At 69.0% G+C, this 18,948-nt stretch carries 18 protein-coding genes; 10 read left to right on the forward strand and 8 right to left on the reverse strand.

What is annotated here, in order from left to right; genetic code table 11:
* Positions 1–101: 101 nt before the first annotated feature.
* Genes FAB82_RS21475 through FAB82_RS21505 form a run of 7 tightly spaced genes read left to right on the forward strand, consistent with a single transcriptional unit; the run spans position 102 to position 5,191 of the window.
* On the forward strand, positions 102–911 hold the full coding sequence (locus FAB82_RS21475; RefSeq protein ID WP_136536611.1) for a CoA transferase subunit A: 810 nt from the start codon (positions 102–104) through the stop codon (positions 909–911).
* On the forward strand, positions 908–1,672 hold the full coding sequence (locus FAB82_RS21480; protein ID WP_136536612.1) for a CoA-transferase subunit beta: 765 nt from the start codon (positions 908–910) through the stop codon (positions 1,670–1,672). The genes FAB82_RS21475 and FAB82_RS21480 overlap by 4 nt, the downstream gene beginning before the upstream one ends.
* Positions 1,669–2,382 carry a protocatechuate 3,4-dioxygenase subunit beta gene (gene pcaH, locus FAB82_RS21485; RefSeq protein ID WP_136536613.1) on the forward strand — a complete coding sequence of 238 codons (714 nt, stop codon included), beginning with the start codon at positions 1,669–1,671 and terminating at the stop codon, positions 2,380–2,382. The genes FAB82_RS21480 and pcaH overlap by 4 nt, the downstream gene beginning before the upstream one ends.
* Complete coding sequence (gene pcaG / locus FAB82_RS21490; protein WP_136536614.1) at positions 2,379–2,891, forward strand: protocatechuate 3,4-dioxygenase subunit alpha; 513 nt, start codon at positions 2,379–2,381, stop codon at positions 2,889–2,891. Before pcaH ends, pcaG begins: the two co-directional genes overlap by 4 nt.
* A complete protein-coding gene (locus FAB82_RS21495; protein ID WP_136536615.1) occupies positions 2,884–3,948 on the forward strand; it encodes a lyase family protein in 1,065 nt (354 codons plus the stop codon). The genes pcaG and FAB82_RS21495 overlap by 8 nt, the downstream gene beginning before the upstream one ends.
* Positions 3,949–3,985: 37 nt before the next feature.
* Positions 3,986–4,366: a 4-carboxymuconolactone decarboxylase gene (pcaC, locus tag FAB82_RS21500; protein ID WP_136536616.1), complete on the forward strand. Its 381-nt coding sequence runs from the start codon at positions 3,986–3,988 to the stop codon at positions 4,364–4,366.
* Positions 4,367–4,375: 9 nt separating this feature from the next.
* On the forward strand, positions 4,376–5,191 hold the full coding sequence (locus FAB82_RS21505; protein ID WP_136536742.1) for an IclR family transcriptional regulator domain-containing protein: 816 nt from the start codon (positions 4,376–4,378) through the stop codon (positions 5,189–5,191).
* Here FAB82_RS21505 and FAB82_RS21510 read toward each other — a convergent pair whose 3' ends face one another.
* The 5 genes from FAB82_RS21510 to FAB82_RS21530 all read right to left on the reverse strand — a co-directional run bounded on the left by FAB82_RS21510 (position 5,192) and on the right by FAB82_RS21530 (position 10,396).
* Positions 5,192–6,361, reverse strand: a complete 1,170-nt coding sequence (locus tag FAB82_RS21510) for a thiolase family protein (RefSeq protein WP_136536617.1) — start codon at positions 6,359–6,361, stop codon at positions 5,192–5,194.
* A 90-nt stretch (positions 6,362–6,451) separates the two neighbouring features.
* Entirely contained in the window at positions 6,452–7,465 is a 1,014-nt protein-coding gene (locus tag FAB82_RS21515) for a DctP family TRAP transporter solute-binding subunit (protein WP_136536618.1), read from the reverse strand.
* Positions 7,466–7,542: 77 nt separating this feature from the next.
* Positions 7,543–8,817 (reverse strand): TRAP transporter large permease, encoded by a 1,275-nt coding sequence (locus FAB82_RS21520; RefSeq protein WP_136536619.1) that lies wholly within the window; start codon positions 8,815–8,817, stop codon positions 7,543–7,545.
* Positions 8,814–9,362 (reverse strand): TRAP transporter small permease, encoded by a 549-nt coding sequence (locus FAB82_RS21525; RefSeq protein ID WP_168801706.1) that lies wholly within the window; start codon positions 9,360–9,362, stop codon positions 8,814–8,816. The genes FAB82_RS21520 and FAB82_RS21525 overlap by 4 nt, the downstream gene beginning before the upstream one ends.
* A gap of 353 nt (positions 9,363–9,715) precedes the next feature.
* A complete protein-coding gene (locus FAB82_RS21530; RefSeq protein WP_136536621.1) occupies positions 9,716–10,396 on the reverse strand; it encodes a TetR/AcrR family transcriptional regulator in 681 nt (226 codons plus the stop codon).
* Between the two features lie 179 nt (positions 10,397–10,575).
* Between FAB82_RS21530 and FAB82_RS21535 the strand changes: the two genes are divergently transcribed.
* Both FAB82_RS21535 and FAB82_RS21540 read left to right on the forward strand, forming a co-directional pair.
* Entirely contained in the window at positions 10,576–11,487 is a 912-nt protein-coding gene (locus FAB82_RS21535) for a shikimate dehydrogenase (protein ID WP_136536622.1), read from the forward strand.
* Positions 11,474–13,363 (forward strand): sugar phosphate isomerase/epimerase and 4-hydroxyphenylpyruvate domain-containing protein, encoded by a 1,890-nt coding sequence (locus FAB82_RS21540; RefSeq protein WP_136536623.1) that lies wholly within the window; start codon positions 11,474–11,476, stop codon positions 13,361–13,363. The genes FAB82_RS21535 and FAB82_RS21540 overlap by 14 nt, the downstream gene beginning before the upstream one ends.
* Before the next feature lie 11 nt (positions 13,364–13,374).
* On the opposite strand, the gene FAB82_RS21545 is transcribed toward FAB82_RS21540, so the two are convergent.
* Positions 13,375–13,935, reverse strand: a complete 561-nt coding sequence (locus tag FAB82_RS21545) for a YceI family protein (protein WP_136536624.1) — start codon at positions 13,933–13,935, stop codon at positions 13,375–13,377.
* Between the two features lie 170 nt (positions 13,936–14,105).
* Between FAB82_RS21545 and FAB82_RS21550 the strand changes: the two genes are divergently transcribed.
* Complete coding sequence (locus FAB82_RS21550) at positions 14,106–15,119, forward strand: LacI family DNA-binding transcriptional regulator (protein ID WP_136536625.1); 1,014 nt, start codon at positions 14,106–14,108, stop codon at positions 15,117–15,119.
* A 46-nt stretch (positions 15,120–15,165) separates the two neighbouring features.
* On the opposite strand, the gene FAB82_RS21555 is transcribed toward FAB82_RS21550, so the two are convergent.
* Complete coding sequence (locus FAB82_RS21555; RefSeq protein ID WP_136536626.1) at positions 15,166–17,574, reverse strand: glycosyl hydrolase 53 family protein; 2,409 nt, start codon at positions 17,572–17,574, stop codon at positions 15,166–15,168.
* Between the two features lie 73 nt (positions 17,575–17,647).
* Positions 17,648–18,895 carry an RICIN domain-containing protein gene (locus FAB82_RS21560; RefSeq protein ID WP_168801707.1) on the reverse strand — a complete coding sequence of 416 codons (1,248 nt, stop codon included), beginning with the start codon at positions 18,893–18,895 and terminating at the stop codon, positions 17,648–17,650.
* Positions 18,896–18,948: the final 53 nt, after the last annotated feature.

Here is an 18,948-nt window from a genome sequence, read left to right on the forward strand (position 1 = left end):
CTGAAGCCGCGCAGGCCGCGGTGCTTCCACTTGACCTGACTCGCAGAATGTTCGTATAGTAGCGATACGTTCGTATGTCGAACTTCTGACGGAGGTGATCGATGGCTGTGACGGCCACCCTCGCCGAGGCGGTCGAGGCCGGAATCGGCGACGGCGACAGTCTCGCGATGGAGGGGTTCACCCACCTCATCCCCCACGCCGCCGCGCACGAGGTCATCCGGCAGGGCCGCCGCGACCTCACGCTCATCCGCATGACGCCGGACGTCATCTACGACCAGCTCATCGGCGCCGGATGCGCGTCCAAACTGGTCTTCTCCTGGGGAGGCAACCCCGGAGTCGGATCCCTGCACCGGCTCCGCGACGCCGTCGAACACGACTGGCCTACCCCCCTTGCGATCGAGGAGCACTCGCACGCGGGCATGGTCAATCGCTACGTCGCCGGCGCCTCCGGCCTGCCGTTCGCGGTCCTGCGCGGCTACTCGGGAACCGACCTGGCCGAAGTCACCGATTCGATTGCGCCGCTGACGTGCCCGTTCACCGGGGAGCGGCTCACCGCCGTATCCGCGCTCAACCCCGATGTCACCGTCATCCACGCCCAGCGCGCCGATCGCGCGGGCAACGTGCAACTGTGGGGCATCATCGGCGCCCAGAAGGAAGCCGCCCTCGCCGCGAAGCGCACCATCGTGACCGTCGAGGAGGTCGTCGACGAACTCCCACCACACCCCGGCTCGATCCTGCTGCCGCACTGGGTGGTGGACTGGGTCTGCGAGGTCCCCGGCGGGGCCGCCCCGTCCTACGCCGCCGGATACACCGAGCGCGAGAACGACTTCTACCAGGCCTGGGATGCGATCAGCCGCGACCGAGTGGCGTTCGCCGAATGGATCGACGCCAATGTCAAGGGGCAGCCGTGACAACCGCTTATGCGACCGACGAGATGATGACCATCGCCGCGGCCCGCGCGCTCGAAGGGCGTCGCACCTGCTTCGTCGGCATCGGCCTGCCGTCCCTGGCGGCCAACCTCGCACGGGCCACCTCCATCCCCGACATCGTCCTCATCTACGAGTCGGGCACCATCGGCTCCAAGCCTCCGCACCCGCCGCTGTCCATCGGCGACGGCGTCCTGGCCGAGACCGCCGACACCGTCGTCTCCAGCGCCGAGATCTTCAACTATTGGCTCCAGCCGGGCCGCATCGACATCGGGTTCCTCGGTGCCGCGCAGGTAGACCGGTTCGCGAACATCAACACGACGGTCATCGGCGACTACCGACGCCCTAAGGTGCGCCTGCCGGGAGCCGGTGGCGCGCCGGAAATCGCGGCCTCCTGCCGCGAGACGGTCATCGTCGTGCGCCATTCCAAGCGAGTCTTCGTAGACCGGCTCGACTTCGTGACCTCCGTCGGACACGGCGACGGCCCGGGCGCGCGCGAACGGCTCGGCCTGCGCGGGGCGGGGCCGACCTCTGTCATCACCGACCTGGGCATACTCGAACCCGACCCCGAATCGAGGGAACTGATGCTCACCCGCCTTCACCCCGGCGTCGATGTCGACCGTGCGCGCGAGGCAACGGGCTGGCCCCTCAAGGTCTCAGGCCGACTCGCGACCACCGCCGAGCCGACACGGGCCGAACTGACCGCGCTGCGCCGGCTCGCGGCAGGAACCGAGGAGCGGACGTGACCCCTTACCGACGCGACGGACTCGAAGCCCACCCGGACCGCGACTTTCCCGACTACAAGTCGACCCGCCTGCGGCACCCGAAAGAGCCGCTGGTCGTCCTGCGCGACCCCGAAACCGAGCTGACGCAGCCGGTGCTCGGCGCCGGGCCGATCGGCCCGCTCGACGACAATCTGACCCGCCAGCACCCCGGTGAGCCGATCGGCGAACGCATCATCGTCACCGGCCAGGTCCGCGACGGCAACGGCATCCCGCTTTCCGATCAGTTGCTGGAAATCTGGCAGGCCAATGCCGCCGGGCGCTACGCGCAGGCCGAGGACGCCCACCCGGCCCCGCTCGACCCGAACTTCTCCGGCGTCGGCAGGTGCCTGACGGACGACCGCGGCTTCTACCGGTTCACCACGATCAAGCCCGGCCCGTATCCGTGGCGCAATCACGACAAGGCCTGGCGGCCCGCTCACATTCACTTCTCGCTGTTCGGCACCGCGTTCGTCTCGCGCCTGATCACCCAGATGTACTTCCCGGGCGACCCGCTGTTCCCCTACGATCCGGTCATGAAATCCGTCCAGGATGATGCGGCCAGGCGGCGCATGGTCGCCTCGTTCGACCTCGACGCCACCGAGGACCAGTGGGCGACCGGGTACCGGTGGGACATCGTCCTGCGCGGCCCCGAAAAGACCCTGTTCGAGGACGAGAGCGGAATGCAGTCATGAGCGTCCAGAGGCTCACCCCATCGCAGACGCTCGGCCCGTTCTATGGGTTCGCGCTGCCTTACGAGGACGACTCCATCATCGTCAGAGACGGCGACCTGCACGTGACCGGTTCGGTCTACGACGGCGCGGGACAGCTCGTACCGGACGCACTGATCGAGATCCTGCAACCCGACGGGCGAGGACGGTTCCATGCCGAGGGCTTCCACGGTTTCGGCCGCTGCTCGACCCGGCCCGAGGGCCACTTCGCGTTCACCACAGTCAAACCCGGTCCCGTAGCGGAAGGCGAGGCGCCGCACCTGGCGGTCATCGTCCACGCGCGCGGCCTGCTGCTGCACCTGCACACCCGCATGTACTTCGCCGACGAGACCGAGGCCAACGCTACGGACCTGGTGCTGAACGCCGTTCCAGAGCAGCGGCGGCACACCTTGATCGGTGAAGCCACCGAGGACGGAGTGCGCTTCGACATCCGCCTCCAAGGCGAGAACGAAACGGTGTTCTTCGATGTCTGAGCTGTTCGGGGCCATCTTCTCGCGCGGCGAGGCCGCGGAGGCGGTGTCCGATGCGGCATGGCTGCGAGCCCTGCTCCGCGTGGAGGCGGCGTTGTCCAGCGCGGCCGCAGAGGCAGGCGCGGTCAGTCCCGGAGCGGCGCGGGCAGTGGTGGACGCGGCGAAGCCCGAGCACTTCGACCTCGGCGAAGTCGCGGGGTCGGCAGCGCGCATCGGCAACCCGGTCGCAGGCGTGGTCGACCGGCTCCGCGAACTCGTTCCCGAGCAGCACCACGCCGCCGTCCACTACGAGGCCACCAGCCAAGACATCCTTGACACGGCGATGATGCTCGTCGCCAAGGGTGCCGTCGCGGCAATCCTCGAAGACCTCCACGGCTGCGACCAGGCATTGAGGCGCCTTGAGCACGCCGAGGCCGTACAGGTGGTGGGCCGGACGCTGCTCCAGCGCGCTCAGCCCATGTCCTCACGAGAGCGCATCCTCGTACTACGGATGGGCCTGTGGGAGCCGATCAACCAACTCGGCGAGCTGACGTTCCCCAGCTCCTACGGCGGCCCGGTCGGCGACCATTGGGAGCTCGGGCCCGACAACCACTTCATAGACATTCAGCAGAGTCTTTCGGAGACTCTCGAACTGGAGTCGCAGCCCGTTTGGCACACGGCGCGAACGCCAGTGGTCCGCATCGGCTCGGCCGCCGCCGAGGCGGCCGGGGCTTGCGGCAAGATCGCAGTGGACATCATTCTGTTGAGCCAGAATGAGATCGGTGAGGTCAGCGAAGGCCGGCCCGGCGGCTCGACCTCCATGCCGCACAAGCGCAATCCGGTGGCCGCCACCGCCGCGCGCGCCTGCGCGGCCCGCACCCCGGGGCTGGTCGCCACGCTCTACGCCGCGATGCCGCAGGAGCTCCAGCGCTCCCCCGGGCTGTGGCACAGCGAATGGGAGACCCTCTCGGACCTGCTGCGGCTCACCGGATCCAGTGCCGCGTGGCTGCGCGAATCCCTTGAGCACCTTCAGGTCCATCCCGACGCCATGAAACGGAACCTCGAAGGCGGGCGCGAATGAACCCGCATCACGCAATCGATCGATTGAAAGGCGGCAGATGGCAGACGACGAGAGCGGCATCGGCGAGCGGACCCGCCGCGCCGTCCTGGGCGACGCGCACGTCGACCGGTCCAACGCGAACCGCACCGACTTCGACCGGGACTTCGGCGAGTTCATCACCGAGTACGCCTGGGGCGGCATCTGGTCCAGGCCGGGACTCCCACGGCATACGCGTCGGCTACTGACCATCGCGATCCTCTGCGCCCAAGGCAATGAGGAGGAGTTCACCATGCACGTCAAGGCCGCGCTCGCCGACGGCGTGAGCACCGACGAGCTGAAGGAAGTGCTGCTGCACACCGCGATCTACGCCGGTCTCCCCCGCTCGAACCGCGCCTTCGCGCTCGCCCGCAAAGTCCTCGACGAGGCCTCCGAAGGATAAGGTGTGCGAATGCAGGGGGACCGGCAAGAGAACGAGGCAGCGTCGAAGGACCCCGCCGGGCGCGCCTCCGACCACGTGCAGACGCTGGCACGCGGCCTCGCGGTCATCCGCGCCTTCAACGCCGAGCGGCCGGAGCTGACCTTGAGCGAGGTCGCCAAGGAGACCGGACTCACCAGGGCGGCGGCGCGGCGATTCCTACTGACGCTGGCCGACCTCGAATACGTCCGCGCCGACGGACGCCACTTCTCCCTCACGCCCCGAGTGCTGGAACTCGGCTTCTCCTACCTGTCGGCCCTCACGCTGCCCGAGATCGCGCAGCCGCATCTGGAGCGCCTGGTCGCCGACGTCCAGGAGTCCGCCTCGGTGGCCGTCCTCGATGGCGGCGACGTCGTCTACGTGTCCCGGGTGGCGACCTCCAGAATCATGCGGGTGGCGATCAATATCGGGACGCGGTTCCCGGCGGCCAACACCTCGATGGGCCGCATCCTGCTGGCGGGACTGCCTCCGGAGGAACTCGACGAGCGGCTCGAGCACCTCGCGCTCGAGCCGTACACGCCCCACAGCATCACCGACAAGCAGCGCCTGAAGATCGAGATCGACCGGGTCCGATCCCAGGGATGGGCGTTCGTCGACCAGGAGCTGGAGGAGGGCCTGCGCTCCATCGCGGTGCCCATCCGAGACTCATCGGGCCGGGTCATGGCCGCACTGAACGTCTCCTCCACCACCAGCCGGACGACATTGGACTCGGCGCGGCGCAAACTGCTCCCCCAGCTGTTGGGGACGGCGGCGCGCATCGAGGCCGACCTGTCGACCACGGGCCGCTGATCAGCAGCCTTCGAGCACCATGGCGATGCCCTGGCCGACGCCGATGCACAGGGCCGCCAGGCCGTAGCCGCCGTCGCGGTGGAGCTGCCAGGCGAGAGTCCCGGCGAGCCGCGCCCCCGAGCAGCCGAGGGGATGGCCGAGGGCGATAGCCCCGCCCTGCCGGTTCACGATCGCGGGGTCCAGCTCGGGCCACTGCGACAGACACGCGAGGGCCTGCGCCGCGTACGCCTCGTTCAGCTCGACCGCGGTCAGGTCGCCCCAGCCGATCCCCGCGCGCCCCAAGGCCTGCCGGGCCGCTTCGACCGGGCCGATGCCGTACCGGCGCGGTTCGACGCCGACGACGGCGCGCGCCACGATTCGGGCCAGCGGGCGGCCGTGGTCCCGAGCGGCCGCCTCGTCGCCGATCATGAGCGCCGCGGCCCCGTCGCTGAGCGGGCTGGCGTTGCCCGCGGTGACGGTCCCGTCAGGACGGAAGACCGGGCGCAGCGCGAGCAGCGCCTCCGACGTCGTGTCGGGGCGAATGGCCTCGTCGCGGCCCAGTTCGGGCAGCTTGAGAACCTCGTCGTCGAAGCGCCCGTCCTCCCAGGCGGCATGGGCCGATTGGTGACTGCGGAGTGCGAAGGCGTCCTGCGCCTCGCGGCCGATGCCGAACTCGTCGGCCAGGATCTCCGCACCCTCGCCGAGCGAGACCGTCCACTCGTCCTTCATCGCCGGGTTGACCAGGCGCCAGCCCAGGGCGGTGTCGGCCAGTTCGAGGCCGCCGCGCGGGAGGGGCTGCTCGGTCTTGGGCAGCACCCACGGCGCGCGGCTCATCGACTCGACACCCCCGGCGACGACCAGCGAGGCGTCCCCGGTCTCGACGGCGCGCGCGGCCTGCACGACCGCCTCCAGGCCGGACCCGCACAGCCGGTTCACCGTCGTGCCCGGCACCGACTCCGGCAGGCCCGCCAGCAGCACCGCCATGCGGGCGACGTCGCGGTTCTCCTCCCCCGCGCCGTTGGCGTTGCCGAAGACCACATCGTCGATTTCGGACGGATCCACCCGGAGATTGCGGTCGCGGACGGCGGCGACCACGGCGGCGGCGAGGTCGTCGGGACGAACGGCGGACAGCGCGCGGCGGTGGCGGCCGATCGGGGTGCGGACGGCGTCGAGGATGTAGCTGCAGTTCATGGGCGATCCATATGTTCGCATGACGAATACAAGTTCTCTCACCGAACGGTACTGGACCGCCGAAGCGCCGTGCTCCGGTGGCCCGTTCGGCTACGGCGCCGAGTTGCGGATGCTCTCGTACAGTTCGAGCTCTTCGCCTTCGAGGTTCTCGAGGAAGTACTGCTCGGTCATGGTCTGGAAGGCATCACGGTCGACGTCGTCGACGACGGCGGGGCTCCCGTTGGCGGCCCATTCCTCGAGGATCGCGTCGGTGTCGTCCTCAATGCACTGGAGGTTCTCGGCGCGGGTCTCGTGGACCGCATCGGTGAGCGCCTCCTGCTGCTCGGGCGAGAGCGTCTGCCAGATCGCGTCGGAGACGACGATCATCTGGGAGCCCGTCTGGTGGCCGGTGAGGCTGACGTGGCTCTGCACCTCGTTGAAGCTCATCGACTGGATGGTGTCGATCGGGTTCTCTTGGCCGTCCACGATGCCCTGCTGCAAAGACAGGTACACCTCCTCGAACGCGACCGCGGTGGCCTCGGCGCCCATCGCCTCGGCGTTGTCCAGGTAGACGGGCGAGTCGGGGAATCGCATCCGCAGGCCCTCCAGGTCCGCGGGCGTGCGGATCGGGGAGTTGGCCGAGAAGTGTCGCATCCCGAAGTACCAGACGTCGAGGATGTGGGCCCCGGTCTCGGTCGCGAAGCCCTCCTTCAACTGGTCGGCTTCGCCGCTGTCGAACCATTCGAAGAGGTGATCGGGTCCGTCGAAGGCGTAGGCCATGTCGAAGACGCCGATGGGCTCGTATGTGGAGGCCAGGGCGGAGGAGCCCTGGATGTCCATGGAGATGTCCCCGGCCATCACCGAGGTGAAGCGGCCGGCGTCATCGCCCAGCTGGCTGTCGGAGAAGATCTCGACCTCGATCCCCACGTCGGCGGCATCGAGCTTCTCCTTGACGAGTTCGGTGCCGCAGCGGTTGTGCGCATGGGATGTCGGATAGGAATTGGCGAAACTCAAGGTGACAGTGCCACCGGAGGCGCCGTCCTCCCCGCAGGCGGCGAGCGCGGTCGCCGTTACGGCGAGGACCGCGGCCCCCGCGAGCCGGCGGGCGGTAGATGTTCGGTACATCGTTGTACTCCTACTTTCCTGGAGGGATTCGGCGACGTTCGCGCCGTTCGGGAAGGTGTTCTCAGGTTCGGGGTGCCTCAGAGCCCCAGCAGGTTCGGCAGCCACATCACCGCCCCGGGGACGACGATGACCACCACGACCACGGTGACGAGGGGGATGAAGAACGGTCGGGTGCCGCGGAAGACCTCGCCGATCTTGGCTCCGGTCGCCGAGCTCAGCACGTAGAGCACGGTCCCGACCGGTGGCGTGAGCAGGCCGATCATCAGCGAGATGATCATGACGACGCCGAGGACGATCGGGTCGACGCCGACCTGCATGGCGATCGGCAGCATGATCGGCACGGTGATCACCAGGGCGGCGACCGCGTCGATCACGGTGCCGAGCACGAGCATCAGCAGCGCGGACAGCGCCAGGAACACCATCGGACTGTCGGTGAGCGAGAGCATCGTGGAGGCGATCTGCTGCGGCACCCGCTCCATGGCCAGGATCCAGCCCAGGAGGGAGGCGGACGCGATGATGATCAGGATCGCCGCGGTGGTCACCGCGGTTTCGCGGAAGATGACCGGAAGGTCCTTGAGCTTCAGGCTGCGGTAGGAGAAGCCGAGGATGAACATGTAGGCGGCGCCGACGGCCGCGGCCTCGGTCGGCGTGAAGAACCCGCCGAGGATGCCGCCGAGAATGATGACGGGCGCGAACAGGGCACCGATCGCGCGTCGCGCGGCCCGGCCGAGCCGACTCCAGTTGAACGGCTCGCCCTCCAGTTCGGGTTTGGAGCGGCACAGGACGTAGACGACAATGCACAGCCCGAACGCCATCAGCAGCGCCGGAACCACGGAGGCCGCGAAGAGCGCTCCGGTGGAGACGGTCGCGATGCCGGCGTAGACGACGGCCGGGATGCTCGGCGGCATGACCGGTGAGATGAGCGAGGAGGCGCCGGTGACGCCGAGCGAGAATCGCCGGGAGTAGCCCTTGGCCTCCATGACGGGGAGCTGGACCTTCGCCATTGCCGCGGCGTCGGCGACGGCGGTGCCGCTGATCCACGAGAATCCCAGGCTGAACCCGACATTGACGTAGCCGAGGCTGCCGCGGACGCGCCCGAGGATCGCCAGCGCGAAGTCGAAGATCCGGTCGGCGATGCCGGCGCGGGTGGCGGTGGTGCCGACGAGGACGAACAGCGGCACCGCCAGGAGCGGGAAGCTGGCGATCCCGTTGACGATGGTGCGCATGGGAAGTCCGAGCGATTGGCCCTCGATCGCGAGGTATCCCAGGCACGGGCCGAGGAAGGCGAACGCGACCGGGACTCGGAGCATGAGGAGGGCGGCGATGGCCAGGGCCAGGAGCAGCATGGTCATCGTGTCACCTCGGGGGCGGGGTCGTTCGGTTCGGACGGCGGGTCGTGTCGGTCGCCGGTCTCGGGCAGGAAGATCAGGGCGACGGATCGGATCGCGGTGGAGGCGAATCCGATCAGGGGGATGACGAAGAGCCAGATCATGGGCATGCCCATGGCGGGCGAGACCTGGCCGGTGTCGTTGCTGACGAGGTCGTAGCAGGCGGCGGCGAAGCCGATGGCGATGGCGGCGACCGCGAGGTGGGAGAAGATCCGCACCGCTCGCACGACGGGCTTCCATTTGAGGGCGTCGACGGCCTCGACCACGATGTGCCGCCCCTGCCCGGCGAGGTATCCGACCATGACGAAGGTGAGCCAGGCGAGGCTGAACCTGGCGAGCTCGCCGGTCCAGGGCCAGCCGCTGACCGGCAGATAGCGTTGGGCCGCTTGGAGAAGCACCAGGACGAGAATCGTGGCGAGGGCCAGGCATCCCAAGGCCAGTTCGAGGGTGGAGAGCCAGTGGAGGACGCGGGGTTCGCGTCGGGCCGGGGGCTGGGGTGCTTCGTCCACGTCAGGCACCTCGTGACGGCGGCGGTTCGGCGGCTCTCGCCGGGCCGGGATGCTCGGGCGCTGCGGGCGGCCCGGGGGCGGGTGCGCTGCTGCGGGGTGCGAAGGGCACGTTTTCTCCTCTGTCGGTGCGCCATTGCATGGGGAGCGAGGTGTGGTCGAGCCTGACACGCAAGCGTTCAATGTACTAAATAGTTATGTACTACCTAGTTAATTGTCGATCATGCTTCAGGCAGGGACCCTTGTCAAGTGGGGAGGCGCCCGGTCCTGGGGAAATCTCAGCGACGGTCCTCGATGCCTCCGGGCGCGGCTCCGCGGCCGAGCCGGGGGCCGGGAACGCGGGGGTCTCCCTGGGATCAGCGGGAGGTCAGGTACTCGACCACCATGTCGCCGAGCATGGTCCGGTAATGCCCTCGAAGGCGGGAGTCGAGCAGGTCGCGGCCGAAGACGGTGTTGAAGGTGTACCGGTTCGCGATGCGGAAGACGCAGAAGGCGCTGATCATCATGTGGACGTCGAGCGCGTCCACATCGTCGCGGAAGATGTCTTCGGCCCGGCCGCGGTCCAGGATGCGGCCGATGACCGACACGGCCGGCTGGGACAGTCCGGGGAGCACTTCGGACTCGGCGAGGTGCTTGGCCTCGTGGATGTTCTCGATGCCGACCAGGCGGATGAAGTCCGGGTGGGATTCGTGGTGGTCGAAGGTGAGCTCCGACAGCTGCCGGATCGCCGCGACCGGGTCGAGGTGTTCGACGTCGACCTGCTGCTCCAGGGACCTGATGGTCGCGTAGGCCCGCTCCAGCACCGCCAGGTAGAGACCCTGCTTGCTGCCGAAGTAGTAGTAGATCATGCGCTTGGTGGTGCGGGTCTTCGCGGCGATCTCGTCGACTCGCGCACCGGCGAATCCGTTGGCGGAGAACTCACCGGTCGCCACGTCGAGGATCTCCGAACGGGTCCGCTGGGGGTCGCGAGCGCGCCGCGCCTCCTCGGCCGGTGCGTCGTCGGCTCCGGAATCGGGATCTGGCGGCGGTGCGGTCACGAAACTCCTTCGGCCCGAACAGGTTCACGTCCCGCGGGCGGCACTGCGGCGGGAGGGTCCGGGTCCTGAAACCCTAGCGCCCCGGTCCGGCCCCGAAACAAGCCCTTCCCAAAGCGGTCCGCGGTTGCTAAGTTGAATTAACTAGTTCGTACATTACTCTCCTTGAGGAGCAGCCCTCCGTGCCGCTTAAGTCCGAGCCTCAACCCTCACACCTCATCGGCCTCATCGGGTCCGGCATCGGACCCTCCCTCAGCCCGGCGCTGCACGAGCGCGAGGCCGACGAACTCGGCCTGCGCTATCAGTACCGGCGTCTCGACCTCCTCGAACTCGACGTCACCCCCGAGCGGATCAGCGAGCTGCTGGAGGCCGCACGGCTGACCGGCTACACGGGGCTCAACCTCACCCATCCCGTCAAGCAGCTGGTCATCGCCCACCTCGACATGATCTCCGAGGAAGCGGCCGTGGTCGGCGCCGTCAATACCGTGCTGTTCAAGGGCGGCAAGGCGTTCGGATACAACACCGACGCCTCGGGATTCGCCCGCAGCGCGATGACGGGTCTAGCCGGGACGCCGATGGACCAGGTGGTGGTGCTCGGCGCCGGCGGTGCCGGGGCCGCCGTGGCACACGCCCTGCTCGCCGTCGGGGCCGGCACCGTCCGGGTGCTCGACCTCGATCCGGATCGCAGCGCCCGATTGGCGGACGCCCTCGGCGCCCACTTCGGACGCGACCGCATCAGCGGCGGATCGGCCGGGGAACTGAAGGAGGCGCTGCGGGACGCGGACGGACTGGCGCACGCCACGCCCACCGGCATGCGGGAGCACCCCGGCTCGGCGGTGCCGGCCGCGCTCCTGCGGCCCGACCTGTGGGTGGCCGAAATCGTCTACCGGCCGCTGGAGACCGAACTGCTCACCGCCGCCCGCGCGGCGGGATGCCGGGTCCTCGACGGCGGGAGGATGGCGGTCTTCCAGGCCGTGGACTCCTTCCGCCTGTTCACCGGCATCGAACCGGACGCCGAACGCATGCTCCGCCACTTCGATGAACTCGCAGGCCGGCCCGCGGTGAAAGGAACGCCCTCCCATGCCGACGACTGAGACCACCGGTCCAAAGCGGTCCATCGCCACCGTGTGCCTGTCCGGCACCCTGGAGGACAAGCTGATCGCGGCCGCCGAGGCCGGCTTCGACGGCGTGGAGATCTTCGAGAACGACCTCCTCGCCTCCGCCGACTCCCCCGAGACCGTACGGGAACGCTGCCGCGACCTCGGCCTGACCATCGACCTCTACCAGCCGTTCCGCGACTTCGAGGCCGTCCCGCCCGACCTGCTCGAAGCCGGCCTTCGCCGAGCCGAGCAGAAGTTCGGCGTCTGCGAGCGCCTGGGCGCCGACACCGTGCTGGTCTGCTCCTCTGTCTCCCCCGACACTGTGGACGACGACGACCTGGCGGCCGAACACCTCAACCTGCTCGCCTCCCGCGCGGCCGAACACGGCATCCGCATCGCCTACGAGGCCCTGGCCTGGGGCCGATTCGTCAACACCTACGACCACTCCTGGCGGATCGTGCGGCGCGGCGACCACCCCAATCTCGGGCTGTGCCTGGACAGCTTCCACATCCTCTCGCGCGGCTCCGATCCCTCCGGCATCCGCGTCATCCCCGGCGAGAAGCTGTTCTTCCTGCAACTGGCCGACGCGCCGCAGCTGAGCATGGACGTGTTGCAGTGGAGCCGCCACCACCGGCTCTTCCCCGGCCAGGGCGCCTTCGACCTGACCCGGTTCCTCGACCTGGTGCTGACCGCCGGATACGACGGGCCGCTCTCACTCGAGGTCTTCAACGACGTCTTCCGCCAATCGGAACCGCATCAATCCGCCATCGACGCGCTGCGTTCGCTCGTCACTCTCCAGGAGTCGGTGACCCGCGGGGGCAGCGAGCGGGCGAGGGCGCGCGCCCGCATCGAGGATCTGCCGGCACCGCCACGGACCGAAGGCTTCGCGTTCACCGAGATCGGCGTCGACGACCGCTCCGAGGCCGACGTCGTCGGCGCACTCGCCGGACTCGGCTTCACCCATACGGCTCAGCACCGGTCGAAACCAGTCCAATTGTGGGAGCAGGGGGAAGCCCGCATCCTGGTCAACGCCTCCGCCGACGACCCGGCGACCGGCGAGACCGCCGTGACCGCGCTCGCCGTCGAGAACGCCGACCCGACCGCCTCGGCGCACCGGGCGGAGCGACTGCTCGCGCCCATCCTGCCGCGCGAACACCGCGCCGACGAGGCCGACCTGGCCTCGGTCACCGCGCCGAACGGCACCGCGGTGTTCTTCTGCCGCACCGATGCCCGCGAGGGCTGGCTCCACGACTTCTCCCCCACCCCGAACCCCGCGGGCCCCGGAACGGGCCTGCGGGCGATCGACCATGTCGGACTCACCCAGCCCTTCGACCACTTCGACGGGGCCGCGCTGTTCTACCGGTCCATCCTCGGCCTGCAACCCGAGGCACCCGCCGAAGTCGCCGCCCCGTTCGGACTCATCCGCAGCCTGTCGATCGCGGACGCGGCGAAGCGGGTCCGGATCGCGCTCAGCGTCTCCGTCCTGCGCCGCGGGGAGTGGTCCCCCGAAGTCCGCGACCCGCAGCACATCGCCTTCGCGTCGCAGGACGTCATCGCCTCGGCCGCCAAAGCGCGCGACCTCGGGCTCGACCTGCTGGAGATCCCCGCGAACTACCACGACGACCTCGAAGCCCGCTTCGCATTGCCGACCCGACTCATGGACGACCTGCGCGAGCATTCGCTCATGTACGACCGAGACGAGGACGGCGAGTTCCTGCACTTCTACACGCCGGTCCTCGGCTCGCGGGTCTTCCTCGAAGTCGTGCAGCGCATCGGCGCATACGCCGGATACGGCATGGTGAACGCCCCGATCCGCATGGCCGCACACCGCCGCCACCGCCGAGCGGACCGGCTCGAACGCGACGCGTGATGCGGTATCGGCTATGCCGCCGGGACGAGTTCGGTCTCGAACTCGATTCGGACCTCGTCCGCCAGTTTCAGGGCGCCGAAGAAGACCGAGTACGGCCTGATTCCCCAGTTCGACTGGGCCAGGGCGGCGGTGCCTCGGACCCGGCCGTCGCCGTCCAGGGCGCAGTCGACCGTGATCGGGCGGGTCCGGCCGAGGATGGTGAGGTCACCTTGGACCACGAACGCGTCGGGCGATCCGCTGACATTCGTCGATACGAAGCCGATCTCCGGGTACTTCGCGGTGTGCAGCAGCTGCTTCCCGCGCAGGGCGCGGACGATCTCGGCGCGATCGTCGTCGGTGAGCGGCTTGAGGCCGCCGACGCCCTCGACGACCGCCAGCGAGTCGACCTCCACCGTCAAGGCGACGCCGTTCGAGGCGGGCTCGGCGGTATCGACCGTGGCCGTCCCCCGCCAGCGCGCGGCCTCGATCGTCAGGTCGTGTCCGGCGCGCCGCCCCAGACCGGCGCGACCGGTTCGCAGGGTCAGTCGGCCGTGGTCGGATCCGAAGCCGTACGTGCCGTCGGCGATCGCCATTGCGTTTCTCCATATCCCATAGGAGTCAGGGGTTTCGACAGCATGCCAGATCCCGCGTTCGACCGCATCGATAGACTCGACGGGCGGCGTCCCGCCGCAAGCACGATCCCAACGCGTCGCGGCGGCACCATCCACTGGGCGCATTCGACGAACTCGCAGACGGCGGAGGCATGGTGAAGAGCGGCAAGGTCACCATGAGCGATGTCGCGCAGCTCGCGGGCGTGTCGCCGATGACGGTCTCCAACGTCATCAACGACCGCGTCCGCGTCAACGAGGACACGCGGGCCCGCGTCCTGGCGGCCATCCGCGAATCCGGTTACCAGATCAACCCCTCGGCGCGGAACCTCCGGTCCGGGCGCAGCGGCGTGATCGGGCTCGCGATCCCCCAGATCGGCAATCCCTATTTCGGGATGTTCGCCGCGCTGGTCATCGAGGAGGCGCGGCGGCACGGCTACCACGTCGCGATCGAGCAGACCGGTGCCCTCGCCGCGGGCGAGGCTGCGGCCATCGCCCAGTCCCGCAGGCTGGAGCTCGACGGTCTCCTCCTCTCCGCGGTGGAGATCGAATCGCTGGTCCCGCCGGTGTCCGTCCAGAGCTATCCGATCGTGCTGCTCGGCGAGCAGGATCCGGCGGGCCGGTTCGACCACGTCACGGTGGCCAACGAGGCCGGCACCGCCGCGGCCACCGAGCACCTGATCGATCAGGGGTGCAGCCGGATCGCGGTCGTGACCGGGGGCGACCTCGACCGGCTCACCATGATCACCCGGCGCTACAACGGCTACCGGTCCGCGCTGGAGGACCGGGGGCTCCGGCCGGATCCCGAGTTGCGGTTCACCCTCGACGACCTCTCGTGGGAGGGCGCCCGGAGCACCGGGCACTGGATCGCCGACTCGGATCTCGGCATCGACGGCGTCGTGGCGTTCAGCGACACCGTCGCGATGGGGGTCATGCGCGGCCTGCGGGACCGCGGTGTCTCTGTCCCCGACGACATGCGCCTCATCGGTTTCGACAATGTCCCCGAATCCGCGATCTTCATTCCCTCGCTGTCCACCGTCAGCCCCGACCACCGGTGGAAGGCGGCCAAGGCCGTCGACCTCATCGTCTCGCGCATCGCCGACCCCACGATCCCGCCCCGCCAGTTCACCGCCCCGTTCGAGATCATCCGGCGTGAGTCCACCGCCTGAGCGGCGGTGGACTCACGCCGGAATCCCGTTCATTCGGTTCCGGGGATCAGAGTTCGGCGCACTGTCCGCTCTTGGGGCCCCGCACCTGGTTGGTCGTTCCATTGTCGACCGGCTCCGAGCCGTTGCCGGTGCAGGACAGCGGACCGCTGATCTCGTTGCCGGCGATCACGTTCCAGCCCGTGGTGTCGGTGACGGTCACCGGACCGGACAGTTGGTTCGGGGCGCAGTCCAGGACGGGGTTGCCGAGGGTGACCGAGGCGCCTCCGGTGAGGCGTACCGGACCGTCGGCCTCGGTGCCGCACAGGACGACCACGGCCGCGCCGGTGGCGGTGAGCGGACCGGAGATCTGGGCGCCCTCCGCCACCAGGCCGGCGCCGTCGGCCACGTTCACCGGGCCGAGCACGCGGGAGCCGTCGGCCAGGCAGGTGGTGCCCGACTCGACCGACAGCTTCCCGTGCCGCGTTCCGCTGATCACCGTGTCGCACTCGGGAGAGGCGAACTCGTCCACCACGTCCACGACCGCCGTCACCTCGCCGTACTCGGTCGTGCCGGAAACTGTGAACCGGCCCGGGGCATCGGTCGCGTCGGAGGGCGGGTCCTCCCACTCGACCGGGGCCGACGCCGTCGAACCGTCCGCGGTGGTCAGCACCTGGACCGTGTCCGGCAGCGCTGGCGTCCCGCCGGTCTGGACCGCGCCGTAGACGGTGGCTTCGAGGACGTGCGTGGCGCGGCTCTGGTTGTAGACGTCGATCGAGGCGTTGGGCTCGGAGGTGTTGGGCAGGTCCGGCACCGACCGGAACATCGCCTGGAAGCTCGCGGGCTCCCAGGTGAGCGCTCCTGTACCGCGGTTGTCAACGACGTCGTTGACCATCTGGAACACATGCTGGATGGCGTCCGCTTGGCCTTGGACGGTCCGCGGGAACGGGGAGTTGGGCATGGTGCCGCCGCCGGTGGCGGGGTATGACGTCTCCGCGATCTCGAGTTCGTACTGCGGGTAGGTGGAAGCGAGCGTGTGGAGGTTCTGCTCCATCTGCTCGAGGCTGCCGTGGTGCTCGGGATAGTAGGAGAGCCCGAGCACGTCGAAGTCCTCGCCCTTGGCGTTCAGCCGGGTGGTCAGCTGGTCCCAGTACTCGCCCGCCTTGTCCATGCCGCTGATCCGTCCGACCACCGAGTGAAGTTCCACTTCGGACTCCGGTGAGGCGTCGCGGACCGCCGCGATACCGGCCGCCAGGAGCGTGGTGAACCGGTCCCAGGAATCGAGGTAGAGCTGGTGCTCGTCCGGATCGGTGGAGTGCCGGTACTGCCAGAGGATGCCGCCGCCGGGCTGCGACTGGTATTTCTCGGCCTGGTTGCGGAAATAGGGCGGGTTCGCACCGGCGTGCACCGCCTCGGTGGCGGGAGCGCCGACGGCCTCACTGCCCCACATGAACCCGTTGGCGATCTCATTGCCGACCGCCACCTTGTCCGGAACCGTGCCCTGCTCGACTAGCTGCGAGACGTAGTCGTGGGTGTAGTCGTACACGGCGTCCTGGAGTTCGTCGAACTCCAGCTCCGCCCAGGATTCGGGCTTGGGCTGCTTGCTCGGGTCCGCCCACGAGTCGGCGTAGTGGAAGTCGATCCCCAGTCCGAGCCCGCGCTCGGCGACCCACTGCGCCGAGGTCAACGTGCGCTCCGGCCCCTGGTAAGGGATCGCGTTCGGATTGCCGGAGGACTCGTTGCGGGGCTCGTTGAAGACCCGCAACCGGGTGTACTCCAAGCCGCGGTCCTGCATCACGTCCAGAAGGAACGGGCCCGCGCCGCGGTCCTCGGCCTGCGGATGCACCCAGTACTCCCGGTTCCGTTGATCGTCCATCCAGGACAGGTCAGCGCCCAGGACGACGTCGTCGCGAAGGTAGTTGAAGACCATCAGTTCACTGACGCCGACCGTCGCCCCGGGCGAGGCCCCCGTGACGGTGACCCGCACGTATCTGGTCCCGGGCTGGGTGAACAGGTCCACCCCGCCCGAACCTGGAGTCGCGGTGGCCGACCGGTCGGCGACGACCTCCCACTGCTCCCCGTCCGGGGAGGCCTCGACCACGTACTGATACACGGCGCCCGGGTCGGGGAAGGTCACGTGGACCTTGCGGAGGTTGTCATAGGCCCCGCCCAGGTCCAACTGCAACCACTGCCCGGGGCCGGATTCCGCAGCCTCCCAGGCGGTTTCGGAGTTCTGGTCGATCGCCAGAGCGGCGGTGGACGAACCGCTGGCAGCGGTCGCCTCCACCCAGAACTTGGCTGCCAGGTTGCTCTCCACCGGCTGTATCTCCGCCTCCCCGTACAGTGCGGACGCCGGTGCCGCCGTGCCGAGCACGCCCGTCCCGGCCAGTACGAGCGCCGCCATGGCACTCGCGGCCGCGCGGCGCAGGCGCCCACGGCGTCCGACCGGGAGTCCCGTTCGATTTCTGGATTTTCGCATGATCGCTCCGTATGCACTCGATGCTGATGTCTCGGGCGGCGCCTGCCCGCTGCGGGCAGGCGCCGCCCCGCCCTTACCGGACGTGGTCTGCGATCGGCAGCGGCAGCGCCGCGGCCCCCTCGGAGACGAGGCGCGCCATCTGGTTCGCGCCGTTTTCCTGGAAATGGGTGTTGTCGGCGACGCCGTTGGGGAAGGCGGGGTACTGTCCCGCGCTCAGGTGCAGGAACACCCGTTTCGCCGCCTCGGGTCCGATGCCGTTGAGGTAGGTGCGCGAGCGCGCCGACAGGTCGATCATCGCCACACCGGTCTCGTTCACCAGTTCATGGACCTTGTTGACGTAGTCGGGGAACGAGACGCGGAATTGTCCGTTCGAGTCGTAGTCGCGGCGTGAGACCGGGGTGATGAGCACCGGGATCGCGCCGCGCGCGGTCGCGCCGGCCATGTAGTGGTCGCGCAGGTACATCTTGTAGTCGGCGGGTGAGGTGTAGCGCTCGGGGCGTGAGGCGGTCGAGTCGTTGTGTCCGAACTGGACGAACAGGTAGTCGCCGGGCCGGATCGCGTTCAGGATCGTGGTGAGGCGGCCCTCGTTGATGAACGACCGGGACGACCGCCCGCCGATGGCGTGGTTGGCGACGGTGGTGTTCGCGTCGAAGTAGCCGGCGAGCTTCTGGCCCCAGCCCATCTGCGGGTAGTACCCGGAGTTGTACGTCTGGGCGGTCGAGTCCGACGCGATGAAGATCGTCGGCGTCCCGTCGCCGGGCGGGGCGTCCACCGGCAGGGCCAGCCACTGCTGATTGGTGCCGCCATTCGAGGTGTACTGGGAGACGCGGTCCCCGGCGGTGGTGGACTTCGCCCACACGTCGAGCGACTTGCCGGAGTGACGGTTGACAAAGCGCAGGTAGCTGCCGTCGTCGATGATCTGCCACTGCTGGTCGGTGCTGCCGTCGTCGCTCCACTGCACGACGTCGGCGCCGTCGGCCCTGCTCGAGTCCCGCAGGTCCAGGACCAGGTTCGAATGGCGCGCCTGGATCTTGAAGTAACCGCCGCCGGCGTCGACGAACCGGAACTGCTGGTTGGTCGCGTTGGTGCGGTTCCACTGCACCAACGCCCCGCCGTTCGAGACCGACCGTCCCTCGATGTCCAGGACCAGACCCGAGTGGCGGCTCTGGAGGAGGTACCAGGTGTCGGTCTCGAACGCCGCGTGCGCGGGGGCGGCGGCCACGAGCCCGCCGGCCGCGGCGGCTGCTCCGACGACGAGGCCGGCGAGAGTCCGGCGGGAGAATCTTGCCCCGAGTGGGTGGGCGGATTCAGGAGTGCGCATTCGTGCTCCAGTTGTGAGAGGGAGTGGGCTGCGGCGGCGCCGCAGCCCGGGAA

The organism is Glycomyces buryatensis (assembly GCF_004912275.1).
In the GTDB taxonomy this organism is placed as follows: Bacteria; Actinomycetota; Actinomycetes; order Mycobacteriales; family Micromonosporaceae; genus Glycomyces; species Glycomyces buryatensis.